This is a genomic window from Pseudomonas ulcerans (assembly GCF_036324125.1).
In the GTDB taxonomy this organism is placed as follows: Bacteria; Pseudomonadota; Gammaproteobacteria; order Pseudomonadales; family Pseudomonadaceae; genus Aquipseudomonas; species Aquipseudomonas ulcerans.
The window spans coordinates 70,263-95,245 of record NZ_JAZDQN010000019.1; the positions used below are offsets into that span (position 1 = coordinate 70,263).

The following is a 24,983-nucleotide window of genomic DNA, read 5'->3' on the forward strand; positions in this document are numbered from 1 at the left end:
TACGCCTTGGCGGCTGTCATGGGATTGCCGCATGCCTGTCATGTCCGATTAACGGCCGCTTGGCAAGCTCGCCGAAAGCCTGCCGGAGCCCTGCCCATGACCAGTGCCGCGTTGATCAAGCCCACGCGCAAACAGCGTGTCCGCACCCTGTGGATTTCCGATGTGCACCTCGGCACCCGGGATTGCCAGGCCGAGCACTTGTCGCAATTCCTCAAGCGCTATCACGCCGACCGCATCTACCTGGTCGGCGACATCATCGATGGCTGGAAGCTGCGTGGCGGCATGTACTGGCCGCAAGCCCATACCAACGTGATCCGGCGCCTGCTGACCATGAGCAAGCGCGGCACCGAGGTGATCTATGTCACCGGCAACCATGACGAATTCCTGCGTCGCTATTCCAAGCTGATCCTCGGCAATATCCAGTTGGTGGACCAGGCCGAGCACTTCACGGCCGATGGTCGCCGCCTGCTGGTGATTCATGGCGACCAGTTCGACGTCATCACCCGCTATCACCGCTGGCTGGCGTTCCTTGGCGATTCGGCCTACGAGTTCACCCTGACCCTCAATCGCTGGCTCAACTACTGGCGCGCGCGCTATGGCTATGGCTACTGGTCGCTGTCGGCGTACCTGAAGCACAAGGTCAAGACCGCGGTGAACTTCATCAGCGACTTCGAGGAAGCCATCGCCCACGAGTGCGTGAAGCAGGGCTTCCATGGCGTGGTCTGCGGGCATATCCACCATGCCGAGATCCGCAAGGTGGGGGAGGTGGACTACCTCAACTGCGGGGATTGGGTGGAGTCATGCACGGCGCTGATCGAGCACTGGGATGGCAATATCGAGTTGTACCGGTTGGCGGATGACCAGGCGCGGCAGGTACAGGAAGAACAGGCGCGGGTCGCCGAGTCCGTGCAAGGCTGAAGTACCTCACTGCGGGCGCTGCCCGCGATGAGGCCCTCGATGGTTCAGAAGCTCACCTTCCCCCGCAACATGTCGCGGTACATCACGAAATCCCCCAGCAAGCTGTAGAACGGATGCTGAAAGGTAGCCGGCCGGTTCTTCTCGAAGAAAAAATGCCCGATCCAGGCAAATCCATACCCCGCGAACGGCACCGCCAGCAGCAACAGCCACTTGCCGCTGGCGATGGTGTACGCGAGCAGGGCGATGACCAGGGTGGTGCCGACGAAATGCAGGCGACGGCAGGACGGATTGGCGTGCTCGTCGAGGTAGTAGGGGTAGAACTGCGCAAAGCTGTTGAACTGGCGAGGACTTTCCACGGGTCAGACGCCTCCTTGTTATTGTCTGTTTTTTGAACTGCACGGCGTGGAGCCTGATCTGAGTCTAGAGTCAACGACTGATACGGCCAGTGACAATAAGCGCCACTTTAGTATCCTTGCGTCTTTCCCCCAAACCAGAGCCAGCCATGAACGAGAGAACCACTTCAGCAAGCTGGGCCTCGGGGATTGTCAAGGCTCTCGAACTGGAAGGGCTGGACTGCCCGGCCCTTTTCAACAAGCTCGGCCTGGACTTCGCCGCGCTCAGCGATCCCGATGCCCGCTTTACCCAGGATTCCATGACCCGCCTCTGGCAGCTCGCCGAGGAGCTGTCCGGCAACCACGCCATCGGCCTGAACATGGCGCGCGTCATACGCCCGGCATCCTTCCATGTGGTCGGCTACGCGCTGATGTCCAGCCGCACCTTGGCCGAAGGCTTCGAGCGCCTGGTGCGCTACCAGCGGATCATCGCCGAAAGCTCGGACCTGAGCTTCCATCTCGGCCCGGAAGGCCATGCCCTGATCCTCACCGTGCACGGTGACCACCTGCCGCCGACCCGGCACAGCTCGGAAGCCTCGCTGGCCTGCGCGCTGTCGCTGTGCAGCTGGCTGAGCGGGCGTACCATCCAGCCGCGCAAGGTGCTGATCCAGGGCCCGCAGCCGGCCGATATCGAGCCCTACAAGGCGGCCTTCCATTCGCCGCTGACCTTCAATGCGCCCTACGACGCGGTGATCTTCGACCCGGCGGACCTGCAGTCGCCGCTGCCCACGGCCAACGAGGCCATGGCGGTCTTGCACGATCGTTTTGCGGGGGAGTATCTGGCGCGCTTCTCGGAAAGCCGGGTGACCCATCGCGCGCGCCAGGTGCTGTGCCGGGTGTTGCCGCAGGGGGAGCCGAAGCGAGAGCTGGTGGCCCAGGCCTTGCACCTGTCCCAGCGCACGTTGCAGCGGCGCCTGCAGGAGGAGGGCACCAGCTTCCAGGCCCTGCTCGACGACACCCGTCGCGAACTGGCCGAGCAGTACCTCGCCCAGCCCGGCATGACCCTGCTGGAAACCGCCTACCTGCTGGGGTTCGCCGACCCGAGCAACTTCTTCCGCGCGTTCCGCCGCTGGTTCGATGTCACCCCCGGCGAATACCGCGCCCGCCGCCACGGCCTGGGGCAGGCCGAGGCGGAAAGCCTCAGTGACGCCAGAACGCCGGCATACACAACACAAGCACGGTAATGATCTCCAGGCGGCCCAGCAGCATGCCGCCGGCAAGGATCCACTTGGCTGCATCCGGCAGGCTGGCGAAGTTGCCGGCCGGGCCGATGGTCTCGCCCAGGCCCGGGCCGACGCCGGACACGGTGCTGGCGGCGCCGGTCAGGGCGGTCATCCAGTCGACCCCGAGCAGCGACAGGAGCAGGGCGATGCCGCAGATGGTGATGGCGAAGAAGAATGAGAAGGTCAGGATCGAGCGGACGATCTCTTCGTCGAGCCGGTGACCGTTGTACTTCTGCTTGATCACCGCCCGCGGGTGGATCAGCTGGTTCAGCGAGGCCTTGAGCAGGATATAGGCGACCTGGAAACGGAAGATCTTGATGCCGCCGGCGGTGGAGCCGGAGCAGCCGCCGATGAAGCCCAGGTAGAAGAACAGCATCAGCGAGAAGTTGCCCCACAGGCTGTAGTCGCCCAGGGCGAAGCCGGTGGTGGTGACCACCGAGGTGACGTTCAGCGCCACGTGGCGCAGTGCGTCGAGCCAGTGCAGCTTGGTGGTCGCCCAGTACCAGGTGCCGAGCACCACCCAGGTCACTACCAGCAGCAGGAGCAGGCCCTGGACCTGCTGGTCGCGGATCAGTGCCTTGCGGTTGCCGCGCATGGTCGCCACGTACAGGGTGAAGGGCACGCTGCCGAGGATCATCACCACCACCGCCACCCAGTGCACCGCTGGCTGGTGCCATTTGGCCAGGGACTGGTCGGAGGTGGAGAAACCGCCGGTGGAGATCGCCGACATGGCGTGGTTGATCGCGTCGAACACGCTCATGCCCGCCCACCAGAACGCCAGGCTGCCGACGATGGTGATGCCGATGTACACCAGGACGATGGACTTGGCCACCATGTGCGAGCGCGGCATGACCTTTTCCGAGCGGTCCGAGGACTCGGTCTGGAACAGGCGCATGCCACCGATGCGCAGCAGCGGCAGGATCGCCACCGCCATGCCGATGAAGCCGATGCCGCCGAGCCAGTGCAGCAGCGAACGCCACATGAGGATGCCCGGCGACATGTTGTCCAGGCCGCTGAGCACGGTGGAGCCGGTGGCGGTGATCCCGGACATGCTCTCGAAGAAGGCGTCGGTGTAGCTGATGTGCTGGGTCAGCAGGAACGGCAGGGCGGCGAAGATGCACACCACCACCCAGCTGCTCACCGTCAGCAGGTACATGTCCCGTGGGCGCAGGTGCACGTGTTGCGGTCGGCCGGGCACTACCAGGGCGAGGCCGGCGACGAATGTGATCAGGCTCGACCAGAGGAACTCCGGCATGTCGCCGGTGCGTTCGAAGATGACCAGCGTGGCCATGGGAACGGTCATGCTGATCGCCAGGGTGATCAGGAAGATGCCGATAATGAAACCGATGATCCTTAGGGTCGGCAACGCCACCATGTACTCAGCCCTGACTCGAAACGGAAGGGCGCCATTCTACCTGCGGGCCTTTTTAAGTAAACGTCGCTGTGGCGTTTGTGGGGCGTGCCACTAGAATGCAGGTTCATTTTTCTGACCTGGAGGGATGCCCGTGGAGGCTCTCGACGCTTTGCTCAACCGTGTTTCCGTTCCGCGCCTGACCGAGCCTGCGCCCAATGCCGCGCAGCGCGAAGGTCTGTTCCAGGCGGCCTTGCGTGCGCCGGACCACGGCCAGTTGCGGCCATGGCGCTTCCTCACCGTCGAAGGCGAGGCGCGGGTCAAGCTGGGCGAGCTGTTCGCTGAAGTGGTGGCGCAGAAGGGCGAGGCCGACCAGGCAGCGCTGGACAAGGCGCGTGCCATGCCACTGCGGGCGCCGTTGCTGGTGCTGGTGATCGCCCGTACCCGCGAGCACCCGAAGGTGCCGGTGTCCGAGCAACTGCTGGCGGCAGGCTGTGCGGCCCACGGTATTCTCATCGCAGCCCATGCCCAGGGGATTGGCGCGGTGTGGCGCACCGGGGAAATGGCCTATTCGGCGCACGTGGCCAAGGGGTTGGGGCTGGAGGCGGGTGAAGAGCTGATCGGCTTCCTGTACCTCGGCACGCCGATCAGCGAGCCGCGCACGGCGCCGGTGCTCAAGACCGAGGACTTCGTCAGCGCCTGGGGCTGATCTGCCGGTCAGGCACTGGCCGTCCCTTGCACCGGCAACACCAGCGTCGCCACGAAGCCTCCTTGCGGATGATTGCCCAGTTGCAGCATTCCGCCATGGCGTTCCGCCGCCTTGCGTGCGATCGCCAGGCCCAGCCCGTGCCCCGGCGCGGTCTGGCCCGGGGCGCGGAAGAACGGCTCGCCCAGTTGCTCCAGGTGCGCGGCCTCGACCCCCGGGCCATGGTCGCGCACGCTGAGCAGGATGTGCTCGCCGTCCCGTGCGGCGTTCACCTCGATCGGTTGCCCCTCCGGGTTGAAGCGCAGGGCATTGCGCAGCAGGTTGTCCACGGCCCGCTCCACCAGGGTCGGCCAGCCGTGCAGGCTCAGGCCCGGCATCTCGGTGAGGCGGATGATCTGCTCCGGCGCTCCCAGCTGGGCATCCTTGCACACGCCATTGACTACTGCATTGACGTCCACCGGTTCGGCATGGGCTTGCTCGGCATCGACCCTGGCCAGCACCAGGATCTCGCTGATCAGCGCTTCCAGGCGGTCGCACTCGCGGGTCAGGCGCGGCCAGTAGGCGTCGCGCTGGTCCGGCTCGGCACGCTCGGCCAGGGCCAGGGCGATGCGCAGGCGGGCCAGGGGCGAGCGCAGTTCGTGGGACACGTCGCGCAACAACTGCCGCTGGCTGCCGATCAGGCTCTGCAAGCGTGAGCCCATGCGGTTGAAGTCGTTGGCCAGCACGCCGAATTCATCGCGGCGACTGGCCAGGCGCGCCAGGCTGTTCTGCTGGTAGCTGGCCTGCCCGAGGTCGTGCACCGCACCGCGCAGGCGACTGAGCGGCCGGGTGATGGAGAGGGTCACCAGCAGGCTGAACAGGGTCAGCACCACCAGCGCGATCCCCAGGGCGCTGAGCGGCCAGATCAGACTGTCGCGGTGCCAGGCATCGAGCTCGGGATGGGGAATGCGGTAGATCAGCAGGTAGGTCTCGCCGCTGCCGGCACTGGTGTATTCCTCGGTCAGGCGCCGCCAGGGCAGCGGCCGATGGTCGTTGCCCTGGCGTTCCTCGAACACTGCCGCGCGACGCGGGAAGGTGCCGGGCACCACGGCTTCGCCGGCCTCGTTGAGCACCTGGGTATCGATGTGATAGCGGCGCTTGCGCTGTTCGAGGTACTGCTGGGCGACTTCCGGGCCCATCTTCTCGTAGCGCTCGGCCCAGTTCTTGGCCAGGGTGTTGAGGCCCGGATGACGACTGAGGATCCAGGCGTCCTGGTTGAGCATGTGGCCCATCCCGATGGACAGGCCGGCGACCAGGGCGATGGCGAGCCAGAAGCTGGCCAGGATACGCCAGAACAGTGAGCGCAAATTCAGTCCCTCGAACGAGAAAAGCCCGGCCTGCGTGGGCAGGCCGGGCGGGGTCATGGATTACTGGGCTTTCTTGCCGTGCTCGGCTTTCCAGGCCTGGAACTCCTGCCATTCGGCGCGGCGTTCTTCGCGTTTCTTCTTCATCTCGTCGAACTGCTTCTGCTGTTCAGGCTTGAGCAGGGCGCGGATGTCGGCCTGGGTCTTGTCCTGCTTGGCCTTGAGCTCGTCCTTCATGGCTTTCTGCTCGGCTGGCGGCAGCTTGTCGAGGAAGCGTTGGGTGACTTCGCGGCGGTCTTTCATCTCCTGGCCCATCAGCTTGCCGATCTGCTGGCGCTGTTCGCGGGTCAGGTCGAGCTTGGCGAAAGGCGCGTCACCGCGGTGATGCTCGAAGCGAGGGCCGTGGTCAGGGCCTGGGCCCGGGCCGTTTTCCGGCATGGCCATGGCGACGGTAGGCAGGGCAGCAGCGAGCATCAGGGCGATAAGGGTCTTGCGCATGGTGTATCTCCTTTCTGAGGCCGGTCGTTACCGGATGTGGCCAGTCTACGGAGATCAAGGTCAGCGGCGGTCAGTCCACGGTAAAGCTTGGGTAAAGAGCGCGGCGCACCTCGCTGACACAGGGTTTACAGGCTGTAGTAGTAGCCGCGGCTGCGCAGCGCGACGATACGCGGGCGGCCATCGGGGTGCGGGCCGATCTTCTTGCGCAGGTTGCTGACGTGCATGTCCAGGCTGCGGTCGTACAAGGTCAGCTTGCGGCCCAGGGCGATCTGCGCCAGTTCCTGCTTGTCCAGCGGCTCGCCGGGCTGGCGCAGCAGGGCTTCGAGGATGCGGCTTTCCGAGAGGGTAAGGCTCAGCTCCCGCTCATCGATGGCGACCACGCCGCGGGCCGGGCTGAAGTTCAGGTCGCCGATCTCCATCTGGCTCGGCGCTGCCGGCCCGTGGCTGCGGCGCAGCACGGCGCGCAGGCGGGCGGTCAGTTCGCGGGGATCGCAGGGCTTGGCCAGGTAGTCGTCGGCGCCCAGTTCCAGGCCGAGGATGCGGTCCAGGGGTTCGCCCCGGGCCGAGAGCATCAGCACCGGCAGTTCGGCATGCTCGCTGCGCAACTGCTTGAGCAGTTCCAGGCCGCTGCCGTCGGGCAGCATCACGTCCAGCACCACCGCGGCGGGGGACTGTTCGGCCAGGGCCTTGCGGGCGCTCTGGCCATCGTGGCAGGCGCGTACCAGGAAACCTTCCTGGCCCAACCAGTGGGCCAGCAGTTCGCAGAGTTCCTGGTCATCGTCAATCAGTAGCAGCTCGCTCATTTCTCACTCAATTCAACCATTGCTTGCGCCGTCTGTGGCTGCCGCTGGCAAAGATACCGCAGAGCAGGGCGACCAGGGCAACCGCGCCACCGGTCACGAACCACTGTTGCTGATCGCTCAGCAGGCGCGGGGTGACGCTGGCCTGGGCTTCCTTGAGCGCCATCTTCAGGCGCTGGTTCTCCTGGCGCAAGCGGCTCAGTTGTGCGCTTTCGCGTTCGTTGTCGGCATTTTGCAGCTGTTGGACCAGCGCCTCGCGCTGGCGTTCGCTGTCCTGCAGGCGCTGCTGCAGTTCGGTGATCTGCGCGCCGGCGCTCAGCGACAGCGGGGTGGATTCTTCGGCCTGGGCGAGGGAGCTCAACAACAACAGGCACAGCAACAGGGACAACGAACCGTGGCGCATGGTAACTCCTGTAATTCAAGACGAATGTTCAGGACGTTGTCGGCAGCGCGATGAGAATAATGAGCAACGGGAAGGTTTTAAAGGGCAACTCGACGGATTTGACGCGCCGGCACTGGCCGGCGCGTCGTCCGTATCACGGCAGGACTTGCTTGAACGGCTTGACCACTACGTTGTCGTAGACGCCCGCAGCGATGTACGGGTCGGCATCCGCCCAGGCCCGGGCGGCTTCCAGCGAAGCGAACTCGGCGACGATCAGGCTGCCGCTGAAGCCGGCGGCGCCCGGATCGTTGCTGTCGATGGCCGGATGCGGACCGGCCAGCACGATGCGGCCTTCGGCCTTCAGCTGCTGCAGGCGCTCGAGGTGTGCCGGGCGGGCGGCCAGGCGGGCATCCAGCGAGTTGGCGACATCGGTGGCGATGATGGCGTAGAGCATGTCATTCCTCGGGTTTGGGAGTGGAGGGATCGCTGTCGTGCAGGTGCCGGGACAGGTAGACGCCCTGGGCGACCAGGAACAGCACGGTCATGCCCAGGCTGCCGAACACCTTGAAGTCGACCCAGATGTCCTGGAAGGTGAAGGCGACGAACAGGTTGGCCGCGCCGCAGACCAGGAAGAAGGCGATCCAGGCCGCGTTGAGGCGGGTCCAGACGGCGTCCGGCAGGGTCAGTGCGTGGCCCATGATGCGCTTGATCAGCACCTTGTCGCCGACGAAGTGGCTGCCGAAGAAGGCCAGGGCGAACAGCCAGTTGACCACCGGCGCCTTCCATTTCAGGAAGGTCTCGCTATGGAAGGCGAGGGTCAGGCCGCCGAACACCAGGCATGCCACCAGGGTCAGCAACTGACCTTTTTCCAGGCGGCGTTGCCGAATGAACAGGGCACCGTAGACCACCAGGGAACTGATGATCAGCACCGCCGTGGCGCTGTAGATACCGCCCAGGGTGAAGCTCTGGCCGGCGATCTCGACCAGGCGTGGCTCGATCTTGTAGACGATGAAGAACAGCAGGAGCGGGATGAAATCGATGAATTGTTTCACAGTGGCAGCCAGGAGCGGGATGTCCCGGCATAATAACAAACCTCAATGAGAGGAAAAGCTTCACCCCATGAATGTTGACCTGCACTGCCACAGCACCGCGTCGGACGGCTCGCTGACCCCCACCGAACTGGTCGCCCGCGCTTATGAACAGGGCGTGCGGACGATGGCGCTGACTGACCACGACACCCTGGAGGGTCAGGTCGAAGCCCGGGAGGCCATGCACGCCCGCGGCATGCAGTGGATCAGCGGTATCGAATTGTCCTGCACCTGGTCGGGCGCCACGATCCATATCCTGGGCTACGGTTTCCCGCTGGATGCGCCGCCGTTGCTGGCGGCGGTCGAGTCGCTGCACCGCGGGCGCTGGCTGCGCGCCGAGGAAATCTCCCGGCGCCTGGCGGCCAAGGGCATGCCCGGTGCGCTGGAAGGCGCGCGGGCGATCCAGCAGGCGTTGGGCGACAGCGGCAATGCCCCGGCACGTCCGCACTTCGCCGATTTCCTCATCAGCGCCGGCCATGTCAAGGACCGCGCCGAAGCCTTCCGCAAGTGGCTTGGGGCTGGCAAGCTCGGCGATGTGAAGCTGCACTGGCCGACCCTCGACGACACCGTCGAGACCCTGCGCCAGTCCGGAGCCTGGGTCAGCCTGGCCCATCCCATGCATTACGAACTGACCCGCAGCAAGCGCCGTCGGCTGATTGCCGACTATATTCAAGCGGGGGGCCAGGCTCTGGAGGTGGTCAACGGCATGCAACCGGCGGAACAGGTCGGCACGTTGTCCATCCTGACCCGTGAGTTTGGCCTGCTGGCCAGTGCCGGCAGCGACTTCCATGGCCCGGGCACCTGGTCCGAAATCGGTGTCTACCGGCCTCTGCCGGAGGATCTGCCACCTCTGTGGCGTCGATTCAAACATGAGCAGCCATCCGCGGACGTCTGAACAGGAAGACAACGTGAGTCAATTTTTCCAGATACATCCGGAGAATCCCCAGCCGCGCCTGATAAAGCAGGCGGTGGAGATCATCCGCAAGGGCGGCGTGGTGGTGTTTCCCACCGACTCCTCCTATGCCATGGGCTGCCAGATCGGTGACAAGGGCGCCATCGAGCGGGTGCGCCGCCTGCGCCAACTGGACAAGAACCACAACTTCACCCTGATCTGCTGCGACATGTCGCAACTGGGCGTGTTCGCCAAGGTCGACACCCTGTTGTTCCGCCTGATCAAGGCCCATGTCCCGGGGCCCTACACCTTCATCCTCAACGCCACCCGCGAGGTGCCGCGCCTGCTCCTGCACGACAAGCGCCGCACCATCGGCATGCGCGTGCCGGAAAATCCCATTGCCCTGGCCCTGGTGGCAGAGCTCGGCGAGCCGCTGATGAGCGTGAGCCTGATCATGCCCGGCGAAGACGAGGCGATGACCGACCCCTATGAAATGCGCCAGGTCCTGGAGCACCACGTCGACCTGATCATCGACGGTGGCTTCGGCAACCTGAAGGCCTCCACCGTGATCGACCTGACCGGCGACGAACCGGAAGTGGTGCGGGTCGGTTGTGGCGACCCCGAACCGTTCATGGTCAGCGTGTGAGCGCGGTGGAAGCCGTGGAAGCGCCGGTCGATCCCCAGGCCGGCGCCCAGCAGGAACTACCACTGGTGATGGTCTACGGCCAGGCCCTGACCGAAATGCCGGTGGACCTGTATATTCCGCCGGATGCGCTGGAAGTCTTCCTTGAGGCCTTCGAGGGCCCGCTCGACCTGCTGCTGTACCTGATCCGCAAGCAGAACGTCGACATCCTCGACATCCCGGTGGCGGAAATCACCCGCCAGTACATGGGCTACGTCGAGCTGATGAAGACCGTGCGCCTGGAACTGGCCGCCGAGTACCTGGTGATGGCCGCCATGCTCGCCGAGATCAAGTCGCGCATGCTCCTGCCGCGGGCCGAGACCGCCGAGGAAGAAGAGGACGACCCGCGGGCCGAGTTGATCCGACGCCTGCAGGAGTACGAACGGTTCAAGGCCGCCGCCGAGGATATGGACGGACTCAGCCGGGTTGGTCGCGATGTCATCGTGCCGCGCCTGGAGGCCCCGCAGGCCAAGGCGCGCAAGCTGCTGCCGGACGTGATCCTGGAAGAAGTGCTGATGTCCATGGCCGAGGTCCTGCGCCGCAGCGACCTGTTCGAGAGCCACCAGGTCAGCCGCGAGGCGCTGTCCACCCGCGAGCGCATGAGCGAAGTGCTGGAGCGCCTGCGCGGCGCCGGCTTCGTGCCCTTTGCCGAGCTGTTCACGGCCGAGGAAGGTCGGCTCGGGGTGGTTGTGACCTTCATGGCCGTCCTCGAACTGGTCAAGGAACAACTGGTGGAACTGGTGCAGAATGAGGCCTTTGCGCCGATCCACGTCCGCGCCCGGGCAGAGTAGAACACGAGCAACGCAATGAACCTGACTGACCCCCACGACCTGGCGCCCCTGCTGGAAGCCTTCCTTCTCGCCTCCGGCAAGCCGCAATCCCTGGAGCGCCTGTTCGAACTGTTCGAGGAAGCCGAGCGCCCTGAGCCAGACGTGTTCAGGGAAGCCCTGGAGATCCTCCGCGAGTCTTGCGAAGGCCGCGCCTTCGAACTCAAGGAAGTGGCCTCCGGTTATCGTCTGCAGATCCGCGAGGACTATGCGCCCTGGGTCGGACGCCTGTGGGAAGAACGCCCGCAACGCTATTCCCGCGCCTTGCTGGAAACCCTGGCGCTGATCGCCTATCGCCAGCCCATTACCCGCGGCGAGATCGAGGACGTGCGTGGCGTTGCGGTCAACAGCAACATCATCAAGACCCTGCTGGAGCGCGAGTGGGTGCGCATCGTCGGCTATCGCGAGGTACCCGGGCGCCCGGCGATGTTCGCCACCACCAAGGCCTTCCTCGACCATTTCAACCTGAAAAGCCTCGACGAACTGCCGCCGCTGGCCGAGCTGCGGGAGATGGAGCCTTCGCCGCTGCCGCCGGTCGACCTCGACGATCTCCCTGTACCGGCGCACCTGCAGGCCCTGGCCGACGCCAGCGCCGACCCGGACGAGCAGCCGCCCGCCGAAGAAACCAGCTTCCGCAGCCTGCTGGTGGAGCTGGATGCCATGGAAGAAGGCCTGAAGACCGACTTCGACGACCTCCTGCGCGAGCTGCCCGAGGCCGAAGCCGATGCCGATTCCGCCGAGCCGGAGCCGGAAACGCCGCGGGACTGAGGCGCCGCCGGGCGCAAAGGCCGGCGCGGTGGATTAAATCGGTCTACGCTCAGGTGCGTTTGCGCCGCGATCAGCGTATGATTCGCGGCCTTTTTGGCGCTCGTGCCAGAAAACCAGATTCTACTTTTACACCGGGAGGTGCCCAGATGAGTGAACAAGACCTGCAAGACAGCCCGCCACGTCCGGCCGGGGAAAAACTGCAAAAAGTACTCGCACGCATTGGCGTCGGCTCGCGCCGCGACGTTGAAGCCTGGATCGGCGAAGGCCGGATCAAGGTCAACGGTGTTGTCGCGACCCTCGGCCAGCGGGTCGACCTGCACGACGCGATTTCCGTCGATGGTCGCCTGATCAAGCGTGAAGAGAGCGCCGAAAGCGTGCGCCGCGTCATCATGTACAACAAGCCCGACGGCGAGATCTGCACCCGTGACGACCCGGAAGGCCGTCCGACCGTGTTCGACCGCCTGCCGAAGCCGAAGGAAGGTCGCTGGATCAACGTCGGTCGCCTCGACATCAACACCACCGGCCTGCTGCTGTTCACCACTGATGGTGAGCTGGCCAACCGCCTGATGCACCCGTCCTTCGAGATGGACCGCGAGTACGCCGTGCGCGTGCGTGGCGAGGTCGACGACGACATGATCGCGCGCCTGAAGGAAGGCGTGGTCCTGGAAGACGGTCCGGCGCGTTTCACCGACATCCAGGTGGCGCCGGGCGGTGAAGGCTTCAACCACTGGTACCACTGCGTGGTGATGGAAGGTCGCAACCGCGAAGTCCGTCGCCTGTGGGAATCCCAGGGGCTGGTGGTCAGCCGCCTGAAACGCGTGCGTTTCGGTCCGGTGTTCCTCAACTCCGATCTGCCGATGGGCCGCTGGCGCGAAATGAGCCAGGGCGAGATCGACATCCTGGCGGCCGAAGTGGGCCTGACGCCGGTGGCGATGCCGCAGATGAACGCCAAGACCAAGGACAAGCTGGAGCGCATGCAGCGTAAATCCAGCAAGCCGATCGGCCGTGGCGAGCGCGTGCGGACCCTGCGTCCGGCGAAGGAAGGCGAAGAGCGTCCTTCCCGCAAGCCGCGCGAGGAAGCGCCGCGCAAGGGGCGCAGCACCGTGGCGGAGCGTCCGAGCGACGTACGCCGCAAGCCGGCACCGGCCGGTGCGGGCAAGCGTCCTGGCCCGGGTGGCGGGCGGGGCAAGCCGCGTAGCGAGTGAGTGATGTACAGGAAGCCAACCTTCGGGTTGGCTTTTTTGTGCCTGGTGGAAAGGTGGCGGGCCTGTGGACCTCACCGCGACCCATGCAGAACTGTCCTCCTGGAAATATTTTCGACCAGCTTGTAAATATTTTGTTACTGGTCGCCCCCGCTTATCCGGCTGATTCGAGACCTACTGGAAGCTGTAAACATTCCTTGCCGAAAATCCCCTGCCAAGCCCCTTTACGCTCACGTCAACATCTTGCTGCAACCCCCATAAACCGGGTGTCATGGCGCCCATAGCCAAGTGCCTGACCCGCCGCAGAGCGGGACAGAAAACAGAACAAAAACGGAGGGCGCCATGTACGCCATTCACTTCCCCAGGCTTCATTCCGCCCGCTGGAACGCTTCGTGCCGTCATCAAAACGTTACGCCGTGTGTTGACCCCTGCGTCAATGCAAGGGTATACAGTGCGCCGCGTTTTACCTGTGACCCTCTTGCGTACCGCGCAATCTGGCTGACGCCAGGCTGAAATCCCGGGGCTTTGCCCGGCACGACAGCCCGCGTCCAAGCCCCAAGGTAACCATCCCTTGCCAATTCCGCCGCGCCACGAGCGTGGTGGGTCCGATCCCGTCACAGATAAAAACAACAGGTGACTTCGTTCATGAGTGGACAAACTCCGCATTCAGGTGAGCTCAAGCGCGGCCTGAAAAATCGCCACATCCAGTTGATCGCCCTCGGCGGTGCCATCGGTACCGGCCTGTTCCTCGGCTCGGCCGGCGTGATGAAATCGGCGGGTCCGTCGATGATCCTCGGCTATGCCATCTGCGGCTTCATCGCCTTCATGATCATGCGCCAGCTCGGCGAGATGATCGTCGAAGAGCCGGTGGCCGGCTCCTTCAGCCATTTCGCGCACAAGTACTGGGGCGGTTTCGCCGGCTTCCTGTCGGGCTGGAACTGCTGGATGCTGTACATCCTGGTGGGCATGTCGGAGCTGACCGCGGTCGGCAAGTACATCCACTTCTGGTGGCCCGAAGTGCCGACCTGGGCCACGGCAGCAGCGTTCTTCATCCTGATCAACGCGATCAACCTGGCCAACGTCAAGGTGTTCGGCGAGGCGGAGTTCTGGTTCGCCATCATCAAGGTGCTGGCCATCGTCGGCATGATCGGCCTGGGCAGCTACCTGCTGGTCAGCGGCAACGGCGGCCCGCAGGCGTCGGTGAGCAACCTGTGGGAGCACGGCGGCTTCTTCCCCCATGGCATCAATGGCCTGGTGATGGCCCTGGCGTTCATCATGTTCTCCTTCGGCGGCCTGGAAATGCTCGGTTTCACCGCGGCGGAAGCGGACAAGCCGAAGACCGTGATCCCGAAAGCGATCAACCAGGTCATCTACCGCATCCTGATCTTCTACATCGGTGCCCTGGTGGTCCTGCTGTCGCTGACTCCGTGGAATGCGCTGGTGGGCAATATCGAGGCGGCGGGCGGTTCGTACAGCGGCAGTCCGTTCGTCCAGGTGTTCTCGATGCTCGGCAGCAACACTGCGGCGCATATCCTCAACTTCGTGGTCCTGACCGCGGCGCTGTCGGTGTACAACAGCGGCACCTACTGCAACGCGCGGATGCTCTACGGCATGGCGGAGCAGGGCGATGCCCCGGCCAGCCTGGCGAAGATCGACAAGCGCGGCGTGCCGGTGCGTTCGATCCTGGCTTCGGCAGCGGTGACCCTGGTGGCCGTGCTGCTCAACTACTTCATGCCGCACAACGCGCTCGAAGTGCTGATGTCGCTGGTGGTCGCGACCCTGGTGATCAACTGGGCGATGATCAGCTACTCGCACCTGAAGTTCCGCCAGCATCTGGACCGTACCGGCCAGAAGCCGTTCTTCAAGTCGCTGTGGTACCCCTATGGCAACTATCTCTGCCTGGCCTTCGTGGTGCTGATCCTCGGGATCATGCTGATGATCGATGGTATCCGTGAGTCGGTGTATGCGATTCCGGTGTGGCTGGGCGTGATGTGGGTGTTCTACGCCATCAAGTCCAAGCGGTCTGGCGTGGTTGCCGGGGTCAGCCCGGCGGTCAAGTAAAGTCTTCGGGGCCGCAAAGCGGCCCCTATTCCGGCAACTCGGAGTATCCTGACGCCCACCATTCCCCCCGGGCTCCTTCCGATGCTGGTCCTCTCCAACGCAGTGCACATTCCCGACGAAGAAATCGAGCTGAACGCCATCCGTGCCCAGGGCGCCGGCGGACAGAACGTCAACAAGGTTTCCTCTGCCGTGCACTTGCGTTTCGACAGCCAGGCCTCGTCGCTGCCGCCGTTCTACAAGGAGCGCCTGCTCCAGCTCAGCGACAGCCGCATCACCCGCGACGGTGTGATCGTCATCAAGGCCCAGCAATATCGCACCCAGGAACAGAACCGTGCCGACGCCCTGGAGCGCCTGCGCGAACTGATCCTGAGCGCGGTGAAAGTGGAAAAGAAACGCCGCCCGACCAAGCCCACCCTGGGCTCGAAGACCCGCCGCCTCGATACCAAGAGCAAGCGCGGGGCGATCAAGGCAGGCCGCGGCAAGATCGACTATTGAACCGACAAGGACGCCCATGGCCCGCGAACGGAATCTGACCTGGCACCCCTCCGCCTGCCGCGACGCCGACCCCCGGCGTCCGTTGACCCTGTGGTTCACCGGCCTCAGCGGCTCGGGCAAGAGCACCCTGGCCTTCGCTCTCGAACGCCGCCTGCTCGATGCCGGCATTGCCTGCTGCGTGCTGGATGGCGACAACATTCGCCACGGCCTGTGTAGCGATCTCGGCTTCGACGCGCAGAGCCGTGCCGAGAACATTCGCCGGGTCGCCGAGGTGGCGCGGTTGATGAACGACGCCGGGCTGGTGGTGATGGCTGCCTTCATCTCGCCCTACCAGCGGGATCGTGAGATCGCACGGCGGATCATCGGCGCGGAGCGCTTTTGCGAGGTCCATGTCAGTGCGCCGCTGGCTGTCTGTGAAGGGCGTGATCCCAAGGGGCTGTATCGCAAGGCGCGGGTGGGGATGCTGAGTGGATTTACCGGGGTGGATGATCCCTACGAATCACCGCAGGAACCGAACCTGGCGCTGAATACCGCCGAGGTGGCGCTGGAGGAGTGTCTGGAGCGATTGCTGGCGCGGGTGCGCGGGGAGGGCGGGGCTTCTTGAGCGTGTGAAAACCGGTTGGTGAGGTGGTCCCCCGGTAACCGAGGTTTTCACACGTCCTGTTTCGCGCTTTGTTATTCCTGGTCAGCGCTCGGATGGTCGTCGCCTTGTTGTTCAGCCACCTGGGCTGGTTCGGCGCTCTGGGAAGCCGGCTTCTGCTCGACATGGTTCAGGCTTGGGAAGGGAAGATTCGGGATTTCGTGCATCTCGTCGTTCCTCGCAAGGTCGTAGGTGGGAAGTTCACGCACAAAGTACGCGTGGCTCCGGTGAAGCCGGGGGCAGGATACAGCAGTCTGGATGACAGATTGAGTTTTTCCTGCTGATTGGTAGGAAATTTACAACATTAGTAGCAGGGCGCGGCCCGTTCCCGCACGGGCCGCGTCGCTTTACCGGCAAACGTCGGCAATGGCTGCCGCGAGGACATCCAGCCGCGCTTCATCGGCTCCGGCCACATTGGCCCGTCCGGTGCCGACCATGTACACGCTGTGGCGCTCCCGCAGTGCTTTCACCTGTTCCGGCGACAGCCCGGTGTAGGAGAACATCCCGCGCTGCTCGGCGATATGCGCGAAGCGATCACTCAATCCGTGGGGCTTGAGTGCTTCCACCAGCCCGGTGCGCAGTCGCGCGATGCGCTGGCGCATGGCGTCGACTTCCTCGATCCACAGGCGTTTCAGCGTCGGGTCGCCAAGAATCTCGGCGACCACCGCCGCGCCATGGTCCGGCGGCGTCGACCACAGGTTGCGGGCGATGAACGCCAGTTGGCTGCGCACATCCAGCAGCTTCCCTGCGTCCTGCGCGCACACCAGCAGGGCGCCGGTGCGTTCGCGGTACAGGCCGAAGTTCTTCGAGCAGGAACTGGTGATCAGCAGTTCAGGCACCTCGGCCGCGAACAGGCGTACCGCCCAGGCATCCTCTTGCAGCCCGTCGCCGAAGCCCTGGTAGGCGAAGTCGATCAGTGGCAGCAGCGAACGACGTTTCACCACGTCGAGCACGGCGCGCCAGTCGTCATGCGACAGGTCGAAGCCGGTGGGGTTGTGGCAGCACGCGTGCAGCAGGACGATATCGCCTTCGGCCGCCTTCTCCAGCGCGGCGAGCATGCCGGTAACGTCCAGGCGGTTGTCCGCGCCGACGTAGGGGTAGTGCGCGACCTTGAGCCCGGCACTGGCGAAGATCGTTTCATGGATCGGCCAGGTCGGATCGCTCAGCCAGATACCCCGGCCAGGCAGGCATTGCCGGGCGAACTCGGCGGCCAGGCGCAGGGCGCCGGTGCCGCCCGGGGTCTGCGTCGCACCGGCGCGCTGCTCGGCGAGCAGCGGCGAGGCTTCGCCCAGCACCAGTTCGCAGAGCAGGCGGCCAAAGGCGACATCGCCATGGCCACCCACATAACTCTTGCTCAACTGGCGCTCGACCAGGCGCTGTTCCGCCTGCTTGACCGCCGCCGGTACCGGTGTCAGGCCCTGGGCATCCTTGAATACGCCGACACCGAGGTCGAACTTCGCCGGGTTGGCATCCTTGGCGTAAGCCTCCATCAACCCGAGGATCGGGTCGCCCGGTACCCGGGTGATGGCCTGGAAATGCATCACTTGCGGCCTTCGGCGGTCTTGGCGACCTCGTCGGTGCGCGCGGCCATGATGAAGTCGTTGCGGTGCAGGCCCTTGATGGAGTGGCTCCACCAGGTAACGGTGACCTTGCCCCACTCGGTCAGCAGGCCCGGGTGATGGCCTTCGGCCTCGGAAATGGCGCCGACGGCGTTGGTGAAGGCCAGGGCGTGGGCGAAGTTCTTGAACAGGTAGACGCGCTCCAGCTGCATGATCGAGTCGCGGACTTCGATGTTCCAGTCCGGGATCATGCGGATCAGTTCCGGCAGTTCTTCGTCGCTGACTTTCGGCGCATCGGCGCGGCAGGCTTCGCAGTGGGCTTGGGACAAGGCGTTCATAGGGTCTTCCAGTCGATTGTTATAGGTGTGCAGGGCGGCTCAGGCGGCCGCCTTGGGTGGAAACTTGGGAGCGTGCAGGCCGAGCTGCATGGCTTGCTGGACCATGCCCATGATGTCTTCGTGGGCCAGGTCGAACAGGCGCTTGAGGTTCGGCAGGGTGAAGTACACCGGCTGCAGGATATCGATGCGGTACGGCGTGCGCATGGCTTCCAGCGGGTCGAACGGCTGGTGCTCCGGCGCGTCGGAGAGACTGTAGACGGTCTCCTTCGGCGAGGACAGGATGCCGCCGCCGTAGATCTTGCGACCTTGCGGGGTATCCATCAGGCCGAACTCGATGGTCATCCAGTACAGGCGGGCCAGGTACACGCGCTGTTCCTTGGTCGCGGCCAGGCCGAGCTTGCCGTAGGTGTGGGTGAATTCGGCGAACCAGGGGTTGGTCAGCAGCGGGCAGTGGCCGAAGATCTCGTGGAAGATGTCCGGTTCCTGCAGATAGTCCAGTTCTTCCTCGGTGCGGATGAAGGTGGCGACCGGGAAGCGCTTGCTGGCCAGCAATTCGAAAAAGGTCTGGAAGGGGATCAGCGCCGGGACCCGGGCGACCTGCCAGCCGGTGGTAGCGCCCAGCACCGCGTTGATTTCCGAGAGCTGCGGAATGCGGTCATGGGGCAGGTTGAGCTGTTCGATGCCGTCCAGGTATTCCTGGCAGGCGCGACCCTCGATCACTTTCAACTGACGAGTGATCAGGGTGTTCCACACCGCATGTTCCTGTGGCGGGTAATCGATAAAACCCTGCGCATCGGGCTCACGGGCCACGTACTGCGTCTGTGTCATGCTGCTCTCCTGCTGAGGGCTTTTATTGTTGTGTGCGGCTTGCGCCATGCCCTTAGAGATAGCCGTTGGCCGGTGGATTTGCAGCCCGTGAAAGAGGCTGAGCGCTTTGCCAACGAGCGGTTTCTGTAACGCAGAATTTACGAAATTGACCAAAACGCGGAAATACGCCACTGCGAAGCGCTAGGAAACCCGATTTCTGTAACGTATTATTTACAGAATTTCCGGCGGTTCAGCAGAAAAATCGCCACTTTCCTCTCTTTGCAGGACCTTTCATGCGTATCAAAGTGCATTGCCAGAACCGCATCGGCATTCTGCGGGACATCCTCAACCTGCTGGTGGAGTACGGCATCAACGTCGCCCGCGGCGAGGTGGGCGGTGAGCACGGCAACGCCATCTATCTGCACTGCCCGAACCTGATCAACCTGCAGTTCCAGGCGCTGCGCCCGAAGTTCGAGGCGATCACCGGGGTGTTCGGGGTCAAGCGCGTCGGCCTGATGCCCAGCGAGCGTCGGCACATGGAGCTCAATGCTCTGCTGGGAGCGCTGGATTTCCCGGTGCTGTCCATCGACATGGGCGGCTCCATCGTCGCTGCCAACCGCGCCGCCGCGCAGTTGCTCGGCGTGCGCGTGGACGAGGTGCCGGGTATCCCGCTGTCGCGCTATGCCGAGGACTTCGACCTGCCCGAGCTGGTGCGGGCCAACAAGGCGCGGATCAACGGCCTGCGGGTGAAGATCAAGAACGATGTGTTCCTTGCCGACATCGCCCCGCTGCAATCCGAGCATGACGACAGCGAGGCCCTGGCCGGCGCTGTGCTGACCCTGCACCGCGCCGACCGCATCGGTGAACGTATCTATAACGTGCGCAAGCAGGAACTGCGCGGCTTCGACAGCATCTTCCAGAGTTCGCGGGTGATGGCTGCGGTGGTCCGCGAGGCGCGGCGCATGGCACCACTGGACGCGCCACTGCTGATCGAGGGCGAGACCGGCACCGGCAAGGAGCTTCTGGCTCGCGCCTGCCACCTGGCCAGTCCCCGTGGCCAGGCGCCATTGATGGCGCTGAACTGCGCCGGCCTGCCGGAATCCATGGCCGAGACGGAGCTGTTCGGCTATGGCCCGGGGGCCTTCGAAGGGGCTCGCGCCGAGGGCAAGCTCGGGCTGCTGGAACTGACCGCCGGCGGTACGTTGTTCCTCGATGGCGTCGACGAGATGAGCCCGCGCCTGCAGGTCAAGCTGTTGCGTTTCCTCCAGGATGGTTGCTTCCGCCGGGTCGGCAGCGACGAGGAGGTGTACCTGGACGTGCGGGTGATCTGCGCGACCCAGGTCGACCTGTCCGAGCTGTGCGCCCGTGGCGAATTCCGCCAGGACCTTTATCACCGCCTCAACGTGCTGTCCCTGCATATCCCGCCGCTGCGCGAATGCCTCGATGGCCTGCCGCCGCTGGTGGAGCATTTCCTCGACCAGGCCAGTCGGCAGATTGGCTGCCCGCTACCGCGCCTGGCGCCGGCGGCGCTGGAGCGCCTGAGCCAGTACCACTGGCCGGGCAACGTACGGCAACTGGAGAACGTGCTGTTCCAGGCGGTGTCGTTGTGCGAGGGAGGGGTGGTCAAGGCCGAACATATCCGTCTGCCGGACTACGGCGCGCGCCAGCCGCTTGGCGAGTTTTCCCTGGAGGGGGACCTGGCGCAGATTGTCGGGCGCTTTGAAAAGGCCGTGCTGGAGTCGCTGCAGGGCGAGTTTCCAACCAGTAGGGCGTTGGGAAAAAGATTGGGAGTTTCCCATACGACGATTGCCAACAAGTTGCGTGATTATGCAATTGGCAAGGCGGCCGAATAACGCTGGAAGTTCCCGGGGGAAAGTGCGGTTTTATTAAGGGAGCATTATGTGGGCGTGGCGCCTCTTTTTTTATTCGAGAGGCGCGCCAGCCACGTGTAAAAAGTTAGCCGTTGGAGCAGCCGTTACCCATGACGCGGTATTCGAGGATGTGCTTCTGGCCCTGTGAGTCTTCGTAGGTCATGCGTGCCGGAACCACTTCGCAGACGTTCGGAATCTCGCTCATGGAAATGACTTTGGCGATATCCAGGTGCTGCGAGTAACTGTACTGTTCAACCGGAATCTGCTCGGCGCCTTTATTTGCAAGATCATCAGCCATGGCTGCGCCGCAAACACTGCCGAGTACCAAAACCAGTAAAGCTTTCATCTTCAAATCACCTGTTCAAGGTCGAATAAGGGGGCGTAGCGCTTGTGGCGCTACGTTGCAGCAAAGTAAGAGCGGAAAGTTATGCCGGGATTAACGCGCCTTCGTGGGGGCTGTTACCTGAAGTTAATCTCGTTGCCGTTGCTGGCGAGACGAATTTTAGGGGGTGACATCAAAGTGAAACAGTCGATGTTTTGATAAACACTGTTGGCAGAATTCGTAACAATCGCCGTGAAAAAATATCCGGCGGCCCGATTTAATCCTGGGACGCCCGTGCTAGAGCGGCTGTCGGCAGGGGTGAGGCGAAAAGACCGTGCCGTTACTACCAACGTCGAATGGCCCGGGCGCCTCTGGTACAGTTAAAACGAGGTCATACAAAAACAACTATTACACCGAGGTAACAAAGATGAGTGCGGCTTCCCTGTACCCTGTTCGTCCCGAGGTTGCGGCGAATACCCTGACCGATGAGGCCACCTACAAGGCCATGTATCAGAAGTCGGTGATCAACCCGGACGGCTTCTGGCGTGAGCAGGCTCAGCGCCTCGACTGGATCAAGCCTTTCACCAAGGTCAAGCAGACCTCCTTCGACGATCACCACGTCGACATCAAGTGGTTCGCCGATGGCACCCTGAACGTTTCCTACAACTGCCTTGACCGCCATCTGGAAGAGCGTGGCGACCAGGTCGCAATCATCTGGGAAGGCGACGATCCTTCCGAACACCGCAACATCACCTACCGCGAGCTGCACGAGCAGGTCTGCAAGTTCGCCAACGCCCTGCGCGGCCAGGACGTGCATCGCGGCGACGTGGTGACCATCTACATGCCGATGATCCCCGAGGCCGTCGTCGCCATGCTGGCCTGTGCCCGCATCGGCGCGATCCACTCCGTTGTCTTCGGTGGCTTCTCTCCTGAAGCCCTGGCCGGCCGCATCATCGACTGCAAGTCCAAGGTGGTGATCACCGCCGACGAAGGCCTGCGTGGCGGCCGCCGCACCCCGCTGAAAGCCAACGTCGACGACGCTCTCACCAACCCGGAAACCAACAGCATCCAGAAGGTCATCGTGTGCAAGCGCACCGGTGCCGACATCAAGTGGAACCAGCACCGCGACATCTGGTACGAAGACCTGATGAAAGTGGCCGGCAGCGTCTGCGCGCCGAAGGAAATGGGCGCCGAGGAAGCGCTGTTCATCCTCTACACCTCCGGTTCCACCGGCAAGCCGAAGGGCGTGCTGCACACCACCGCCGGCTATCTGGTCTACGCCGCCATGACCCATGAGCGCGTGTTCGACTACCGTCCGGGCGAGGTCTACTGGTGCACCGCCGACGTGGGCTGGGTCACCGGCCACAGCTACATCGTCTACGGCCCGTTGGCCAACGGCGCCACCACCCTGCTGTTCGAAGGCGTGCCGAACTATCCCGACATCACCCGCGTGTCGAAGATTGTCGACAAGCACAAGGTCAACATCCTCTACACCGCACCGACCGCGATCCGCGCCATGATGGCCGAGGGCCAGGCCGCCGTGGCCGGTGCCGACGGCTCCAGCCTGCGCCTGCTGGGTTCGGTGGGCGAGCCGATCAACCCGGAAGCGTGGAACTGGTACTACCAGACCGTCGGCAAGGAGCGCTGCCCGATCGTCGATACCTGGTGGCAGACCGAGACCGGCGGCGTGCTGATCAGCCCGCTGCCAGGCGCAACCGCACTGAAACCGGGTTCCGCGACCCGTCCGTTCTTCGGCGTGGTGCCAGCGCTGGTGGACAACCTGGGCAACCTGATCGAGGGCGCCGCCGAGGGCAACCTGGTGATCCTCGATTCCTGGCCGGGCCAGGCGCGTTCGCTGTACGGCGACCACGACCGCTTCGTCGATACCTACTTCAAGACCTTCCGCGGCATGTACTTCACCGGTGATGGCGCCCGTCGCGACGAGGACGGCTACTACTGGATCACCGGTCGCGTGGACGACGTGCTCAACGTCTCCGGGCACCGCATGGGCACCGCCGAGATCGAGAGCGCCATGGTCGCCCACCCGAAAGTCGCCGAGGCCGCAGTGGTTGGCGTGCCGCACGACATCAAGGGGCAGGGCATCTACGTCTACGTCACCCTCAACGGTGGCGAGGAGCCGAGCGAGGCGCTGCGTCTGGAGTTGAAGAACTGGGTACGCCGCGAGATCGGTCCGATCGCCTCGCCGGACGTCATCCAGTGGGCGCCGGGCCTGCCGAAGACCCGTTCGGGCAAGATCATGCGCCGCATCCTGCGCAAGATTGCCACGGCCGAGTACGACGCCCTGGGCGATATCTCGACCCTGGCTGATCCGAGCGTCGTGGCGCACCTGGTCGAGACGCACAAGACCATGAACGTGGCTTGACGGCCTGGCGCACGGCGCTGTGGGAGCGGGTTCACCCGCGATGACGGCAGTGAGGTCACCGACGCTATCGCGGGTAAACCCGCTCCCACAGGGTCCGCGTCCTCTCTGTAGGTAAAAAGCCCAAGGCCCTGTAGGCAATCTGCTTACGGGGCCTTGGGCTTTTTGTTACTTCGACTTTCATCGGTAACTGTCCTGTCACCGCAATCGTACAAAAACGGGGCATAAGGAAACGCGGACGTTCCATCATGGTGCGCAATCGTTCGGGTTTTCCGACACTCGAACGGCTGGGCTTGCCGGATTACAAGGCTTTGCCAATAATGGGCCCGGTTATTGCTTTGGTTATAGGTTATTTGTTTTTCGCTTTTGCATATTTCCCCATACCTGTCAATATCGCTCGGCCGCTCTTCCTGCGCTTCTGTAACTACTTGTCGCATTGAAGAAATATCGGCTTCCGAGCTGTCGTTAAAATGCCGATCACTCGCTCGTGGCACCTGACCGGTGGTCCGGCCCTGCGCGGCTCTGCGTTGTACCCATTTGCATAGTGGGCAGTCGAACTGCCTGGTATCGCCCTTTACCAATGGAGTTCCCAGATGAAGAAACTCGCACTGCTTGGCGCCCTCGCGCTATCCGTGTTTTCCCTGGTATCGCTGGCTGACGAGAAACCGCTGAAAATCGGTATCGAGGCCGCCTACCCACCCTTCGCTTCGAAAGCACCGGACGGCAGCATCGTCGGTTTCGACTACGACATCGGCAACGCCCTGTGCGAGCAGATGAAGGTCAAGTGCACCTGGGTCGAGCAGGAATTCGACGGCCTGATCCCGGCGCTGAAAGTGCGCAAGATCGACGCCATCCTGTCCTCCATGTCGATTACCGACGACCGCAAGAAATCCGTCGACTTCACCAAGCGCTACTACCTGACCCCGGCCCGCCTGGTGATGAAGGACGGTACCGCCGTCAGTGACAGCCTGGCCGAGCTGCAAGGCAAGAAGATCGGCGTGCAGCGCGGTTCGATCCACGACCGCTTCGCCAAGGAAGTCCTGGCTCCGAAAGGCGCCACCATCGTTCCCTACGGCACCCAGAACGAAATCTACCTGGACATCACTGCCGGCCGCCTCGACGGCACCGTGGCCGACGCCACCCTGCTGGAAGACGGCTTCCTGAAGACCGACGCGGGTAAAGGCTACGCCTTCACCGGTCCTGCCTTCACCGACGCCAAGTACTTCGGCGACGGCATCGGCATCGCCGTGCGCAAGGGCGACAAGGAAAACCTGGACCGCATCAACGCTGCCATCGACGGCATCCGCGCCAGCGGCAAGTACAAGGAAATCCAGGACAAGTACTTCAACTTCGATATCTACGGTCCGGAAACCAACTAACCGGCGTCCGTGTCACCTGTTCAATGGTGCAAGCAGCAGAAGCGCTGAGGCTTGCACCA

28 protein-coding genes are annotated in these 24,983 nt (G+C 63.8%); 15 read left to right on the top strand and 13 right to left on the bottom strand.

Translation table 11 applies throughout. The features are described from left to right. The first annotated feature begins 96 nt into the window (after positions 1-96). Positions 97-918: a UDP-2,3-diacylglucosamine diphosphatase gene (locus tag V0R59_RS17825; protein ID WP_330075683.1), complete on the top strand. Its 822-nt coding sequence runs from the start codon at positions 97-99 to the stop codon at positions 916-918. 44 nt (positions 919-962) lie between these two features. On the opposite strand, the gene V0R59_RS17830 is transcribed toward V0R59_RS17825, so the two are convergent. After that, a complete protein-coding gene (locus V0R59_RS17830; RefSeq protein ID WP_330075684.1) occupies positions 963-1,274 on the bottom strand; it encodes a DUF962 domain-containing protein in 312 nt (103 codons plus the stop codon). Positions 1,275-1,420: 146 nt separating this feature from the next. On the opposite strand from V0R59_RS17830, the gene V0R59_RS17835 reads away from it, so the two are divergent. Next, complete coding sequence (locus V0R59_RS17835; protein WP_330075685.1) at positions 1,421-2,494, top strand: AraC family transcriptional regulator; 1,074 nt, start codon at positions 1,421-1,423, stop codon at positions 2,492-2,494. On the opposite strand, the gene V0R59_RS17840 is transcribed toward V0R59_RS17835, so the two are convergent. After that, on the bottom strand, positions 2,451-3,905 hold the full coding sequence (locus tag V0R59_RS17840; RefSeq protein ID WP_330075724.1) for a TrkH family potassium uptake protein: 1,455 nt from the start codon (positions 3,903-3,905) through the stop codon (positions 2,451-2,453). The genes V0R59_RS17835 and V0R59_RS17840 overlap by 44 nt on opposite strands. Before the next feature lie 133 nt (positions 3,906-4,038). On the opposite strand from V0R59_RS17840, the gene V0R59_RS17845 reads away from it, so the two are divergent. Then, positions 4,039-4,593 (top strand): nitroreductase family protein, encoded by a 555-nt coding sequence (locus tag V0R59_RS17845; protein ID WP_330075686.1) that lies wholly within the window; start codon positions 4,039-4,041, stop codon positions 4,591-4,593. Between the two features lie 8 nt (positions 4,594-4,601). Here the strand turns inward: V0R59_RS17845 and V0R59_RS17850 are convergent, their stop codons facing one another. The 6 genes from V0R59_RS17850 to V0R59_RS17875 all read right to left on the bottom strand — a co-directional run bounded on the left by V0R59_RS17850 (position 4,602) and on the right by V0R59_RS17875 (position 8,665). Beyond that, positions 4,602-5,942 (bottom strand): sensor histidine kinase, encoded by a 1,341-nt coding sequence (locus V0R59_RS17850; RefSeq protein WP_330075725.1) that lies wholly within the window; start codon positions 5,940-5,942, stop codon positions 4,602-4,604. A 54-nt stretch (positions 5,943-5,996) separates the two neighbouring features. Next, entirely contained in the window at positions 5,997-6,431 is a 435-nt protein-coding gene (locus V0R59_RS17855) for an LTXXQ domain protein (RefSeq protein ID WP_330075687.1), read from the bottom strand. Positions 6,432-6,556: 125 nt separating this feature from the next. After that, complete coding sequence (locus V0R59_RS17860) at positions 6,557-7,234, bottom strand: response regulator transcription factor (protein ID WP_330075688.1); 678 nt, start codon at positions 7,232-7,234, stop codon at positions 6,557-6,559. Between the two features lie 7 nt (positions 7,235-7,241). Beyond that, on the bottom strand, positions 7,242-7,634 hold the full coding sequence (locus V0R59_RS17865) for a translation initiation factor 2 (RefSeq protein WP_330075689.1): 393 nt from the start codon (positions 7,632-7,634) through the stop codon (positions 7,242-7,244). Positions 7,635-7,767: 133 nt separating this feature from the next. Beyond that, positions 7,768-8,067, bottom strand: a complete 300-nt coding sequence (locus V0R59_RS17870; RefSeq protein WP_330075690.1) for a YciI family protein — start codon at positions 8,065-8,067, stop codon at positions 7,768-7,770. A 1-nt stretch (position 8,068) separates the two neighbouring features. Beyond that, positions 8,069-8,665, bottom strand: a complete 597-nt coding sequence (locus tag V0R59_RS17875; RefSeq protein WP_330075691.1) for a septation protein A — start codon at positions 8,663-8,665, stop codon at positions 8,069-8,071. 67 nt (positions 8,666-8,732) lie between these two features. On the opposite strand from V0R59_RS17875, the gene V0R59_RS17880 reads away from it, so the two are divergent. The 8 genes from V0R59_RS17880 (at position 8,733) to cysC (ending at position 16,232) form a co-directional block, all read left to right on the top strand. After that, positions 8,733-9,596 carry a PHP domain-containing protein gene (locus V0R59_RS17880; protein ID WP_330075692.1) on the top strand — a complete coding sequence of 288 codons (864 nt, stop codon included), beginning with the start codon at positions 8,733-8,735 and terminating at the stop codon, positions 9,594-9,596. A 13-nt stretch (positions 9,597-9,609) separates the two neighbouring features. Continuing rightward, positions 9,610-10,239 (top strand): L-threonylcarbamoyladenylate synthase, encoded by a 630-nt coding sequence (locus V0R59_RS17885; protein ID WP_330075693.1) that lies wholly within the window; start codon positions 9,610-9,612, stop codon positions 10,237-10,239. Between the two features lie 128 nt (positions 10,240-10,367). Beyond that, positions 10,368-11,066: a segregation and condensation protein A gene (locus V0R59_RS17890; RefSeq protein ID WP_330075726.1), complete on the top strand. Its 699-nt coding sequence runs from the start codon at positions 10,368-10,370 to the stop codon at positions 11,064-11,066. A gap of 15 nt (positions 11,067-11,081) precedes the next feature. Continuing rightward, complete coding sequence (gene scpB / locus V0R59_RS17895) at positions 11,082-11,870, top strand: SMC-Scp complex subunit ScpB (RefSeq protein WP_330075694.1); 789 nt, start codon at positions 11,082-11,084, stop codon at positions 11,868-11,870. A gap of 146 nt (positions 11,871-12,016) precedes the next feature. Further along, on the top strand, positions 12,017-13,075 hold the full coding sequence (gene rluB, locus V0R59_RS17900; RefSeq protein ID WP_330075695.1) for a 23S rRNA pseudouridine(2605) synthase RluB: 1,059 nt from the start codon (positions 12,017-12,019) through the stop codon (positions 13,073-13,075). Between the two features lie 642 nt (positions 13,076-13,717). Then, positions 13,718-15,133: an amino acid permease gene (locus tag V0R59_RS17905; protein ID WP_330075696.1), complete on the top strand. Its 1,416-nt coding sequence runs from the start codon at positions 13,718-13,720 to the stop codon at positions 15,131-15,133. 81 nt (positions 15,134-15,214) lie between these two features. Beyond that, positions 15,215-15,628, top strand: coding sequence for an alternative ribosome rescue aminoacyl-tRNA hydrolase ArfB (gene arfB / locus V0R59_RS17910; RefSeq protein ID WP_330075697.1), 414 nt, complete (start codon positions 15,215-15,217; stop codon positions 15,626-15,628). A gap of 16 nt (positions 15,629-15,644) precedes the next feature. Beyond that, the gene (gene cysC, locus V0R59_RS17915) at positions 15,645-16,232 is read left to right on the top strand and encodes an adenylyl-sulfate kinase (RefSeq protein ID WP_330075698.1); all 588 of its coding nucleotides are present in this window, start codon (positions 15,645-15,647) and stop codon (positions 16,230-16,232) included. Between the two features lie 71 nt (positions 16,233-16,303). Here the strand turns inward: cysC and V0R59_RS17920 are convergent, their stop codons facing one another. The 4 genes from V0R59_RS17920 to phhA all read right to left on the bottom strand — a co-directional run bounded on the left by V0R59_RS17920 (position 16,304) and on the right by phhA (position 18,993). Next, on the bottom strand, positions 16,304-16,435 hold the full coding sequence (locus V0R59_RS17920; RefSeq protein WP_330075699.1) for a hypothetical protein: 132 nt from the start codon (positions 16,433-16,435) through the stop codon (positions 16,304-16,306). 180 nt (positions 16,436-16,615) lie between these two features. Beyond that, positions 16,616-17,809, bottom strand: coding sequence for an amino acid aminotransferase (locus tag V0R59_RS17925; protein ID WP_330075700.1), 1,194 nt, complete (start codon positions 17,807-17,809; stop codon positions 16,616-16,618). After that, positions 17,809-18,165 carry a 4a-hydroxytetrahydrobiopterin dehydratase gene (locus V0R59_RS17930; RefSeq protein WP_330075701.1) on the bottom strand — a complete coding sequence of 119 codons (357 nt, stop codon included), beginning with the start codon at positions 18,163-18,165 and terminating at the stop codon, positions 17,809-17,811. Before V0R59_RS17930 ends, V0R59_RS17925 begins: the two co-directional genes overlap by 1 nt. A gap of 39 nt (positions 18,166-18,204) precedes the next feature. Beyond that, complete coding sequence (phhA, locus tag V0R59_RS17935; protein ID WP_330075702.1) at positions 18,205-18,993, bottom strand: phenylalanine 4-monooxygenase; 789 nt, start codon at positions 18,991-18,993, stop codon at positions 18,205-18,207. Positions 18,994-19,265: 272 nt separating this feature from the next. Between phhA and V0R59_RS17940 the strand changes: the two genes are divergently transcribed. After that, positions 19,266-20,825: a sigma-54-dependent transcriptional regulator gene (locus V0R59_RS17940; protein ID WP_330075703.1), complete on the top strand. Its 1,560-nt coding sequence runs from the start codon at positions 19,266-19,268 to the stop codon at positions 20,823-20,825. A gap of 103 nt (positions 20,826-20,928) precedes the next feature. On the opposite strand, the gene V0R59_RS17945 is transcribed toward V0R59_RS17940, so the two are convergent. Continuing rightward, positions 20,929-21,189, bottom strand: coding sequence for a DUF2790 domain-containing protein (locus V0R59_RS17945; RefSeq protein ID WP_330075704.1), 261 nt, complete (start codon positions 21,187-21,189; stop codon positions 20,929-20,931). Positions 21,190-21,592: 403 nt separating this feature from the next. Between V0R59_RS17945 and acs the strand changes: the two genes are divergently transcribed. From acs to V0R59_RS17960, 3 genes are all read left to right on the top strand, one after another. Continuing rightward, positions 21,593-23,548, top strand: a complete 1,956-nt coding sequence (acs, locus tag V0R59_RS17950) for an acetate--CoA ligase (protein ID WP_330075705.1) — start codon at positions 21,593-21,595, stop codon at positions 23,546-23,548. Between the two features lie 245 nt (positions 23,549-23,793). Next, entirely contained in the window at positions 23,794-23,985 is a 192-nt protein-coding gene (locus V0R59_RS17955) for a hypothetical protein (protein ID WP_330075706.1), read from the top strand. 153 nt (positions 23,986-24,138) lie between these two features. Beyond that, positions 24,139-24,924, top strand: coding sequence for an ABC transporter substrate-binding protein (locus V0R59_RS17960; RefSeq protein WP_330075707.1), 786 nt, complete (start codon positions 24,139-24,141; stop codon positions 24,922-24,924). Positions 24,925-24,983 lie beyond the last annotated feature (59 nt).